Annotated in this window: 2 protein-coding genes; one reads left to right on the top strand and one right to left on the bottom strand. The window is 64.0% G+C overall.

Going from position 1 to position 1,849, the window contains the following annotated elements; translation table 11 throughout:
* Positions 1–1,186 (top strand): DUF6399 domain-containing protein (locus tag QZY07_RS03040; RefSeq protein WP_295399625.1); only part of this gene is annotated, 1,186 nt, incomplete at its 5' end.
* 88 nt (positions 1,187–1,274) lie between these two features.
* On the opposite strand, the gene QZY07_RS03035 is transcribed toward QZY07_RS03040, so the two are convergent.
* On the bottom strand, positions 1,275–1,496 hold the full coding sequence (locus QZY07_RS03035) for a hypothetical protein (protein ID WP_295399624.1): 222 nt from the start codon (positions 1,494–1,496) through the stop codon (positions 1,275–1,277).
* Between the last annotated feature and the right edge of the window lie 353 nt (positions 1,497–1,849).

The raw sequence follows: 1,849 nt of genomic DNA, 5'->3' as shown, positions 1-1,849 counted from the left end.
TCTGCTTCTGGAGCAGTCCGCGGCCGATCGCACGGCCGCGACTTGGACGCAGGCGCTCCAAGCGGCCCTGGCCGGGTTGAACGTCGAGGTGATCCAAGGCACCGGCGACGAGGCCACGGCGTTGCGCCGGCCTGTCGAGGTGGATCTGCAGGCCCATCATTCGCCGGACCTCTTCCATGGCCAGCAGGAGGTGTCGAAGGCCACCGCGCGGCACCTGGCCCGCCCAGTCCGGCAGGCCGCCGCGACCGTGGCCGCCGCCCAGACGCGCGGGGAGGGCGAGCGGGCGGCACAGCCGGCGTACGAAGACCACTCGCCCCGTCCCTGCGGTCGCCCGCCCGCATTCGCCGCGCGTATTCAGGCGGCCCTGACCGCGTTGGTGCAGGCCGACACCGAACTCGCTCAAGCCCAGGCGCGTCAGGTCGAGGCGCGGGAACGGATGCGTGAGCTGGGCACCCTCGCTCACCCATACGATCTGGAGCGTGGACAGGCACAGCCAGTCGAACGCGTCGCACCGCGCCTGAGCGACGTCTGGAACCGGCTCGGGCGCCTGGCCGCAGCCGCCGAGCTGCCCACGCGCGCTCGTGAACGTCTGGCCAAGGCGCCGCGTCTAACCACACAATTGTTGGCCACCATCGCGTTTTTCTTCGCCACCCTGCAGGGGCAGGTCGAGGCTCTCGCGCGGTCGCCCACGCTGGAGCGCGCCCTCCTCGAACACCTGATTCCGGCCCTGTATCTAGAGCGCGTCGCCGCGCGCAGCACCCATGCCGAACCACGTCACCGATTGCGTGCGCTGAGCCGCCAGTGGCTCGAACCGCTGCGCCAAGGCACGCATCCGCTCCAGGCTTTGCCGGGTGCCGAGCGCGCGCACTTGGAACAGGTGGCCGGCGAATGCGCCGATCGCTTCCAGCGCAGCCGCTCCGGTGTGGAGGGCCGCAACGGTCAACTGTCCCTCCATCACCATGGCCGCCATCGTCTGAGCGACCGCAAGCTCGCGGCGCTCACCGCCGTGCATAACTTCCACATCCACCGCGCCGACCGCACCACCGCCGCCGATCGCTTCTTCGGTCGTGCCCATGATCCGCCCCTGGGCACCAACAAGACCCTGAAAATCCTCGTATTCTTGCCGGATACGGGGATTTTTATGCCTGCAAGTCCCTGGCTCTGGTGCATTTCCGAGGTTGCATGATCCCTGAGCCGCGCGGCGGGTTTGCTGTTCAGTCGTCAAGTCTGCATTGCCGCTCCGGACATCGACCGGAAACACTTCCTGCCATCGCCTACGACGGCGAGACGTTTACCCCTGGCGAGCAGTTTGAAGCGGGAAGTCGGGCCGGTCGGTTGGTCGCGTCAAACACCGTTTCGGTCAACCAGCGTTTGAAATCCGGGTTGTCGCTGAACTGCTTGAACAGCTCTGTGTGGTCAGCCAGCAGTTCCAAAATGTCCCGATTGATTGCCTGGTCATGCTCCAGACGTGCCGTTGGCTTGTCGGCGTGTTGCACGGCGTTCTGGTATGTCTTGTATTGCGCAACCCGGCTGGGATCTCTTCGGCGATCACCGACAATCTGCTATGGTCTGATTTGCAAAATCTGCGGTTCTGAGCAACGACGCAGCATAGGGACCGCTGACGAACGATTGACTACACAGGCAAGCCCTCGTTCATCCTTTTTCGAGGGTTTGCCATGGTCGTGCCTGCCTCCGCATCAGGTTTTAACCCGAATTTTTCATAAAAATGGGCGACACTCGCTTAACCAATTGATAAAATTGGTGTTCCGCCAAGAACGCTTCGGAGAAGCTAAACGAGGTCGCCCATGTCCCAGTCTACCCCAGAGCAGTTGCGATTTCCTCCTGTCGA

The sequence above is a fragment of the uncultured Thiocystis sp. genome (assembly GCF_903866365.1).
Lineage (GTDB): Bacteria > Pseudomonadota > Gammaproteobacteria > Chromatiales > Chromatiaceae > Chromatium.
The sequence above is the reverse complement of the archived record's forward strand: the minus strand, read 5'-3'. Positions and strand labels throughout refer to the sequence as shown.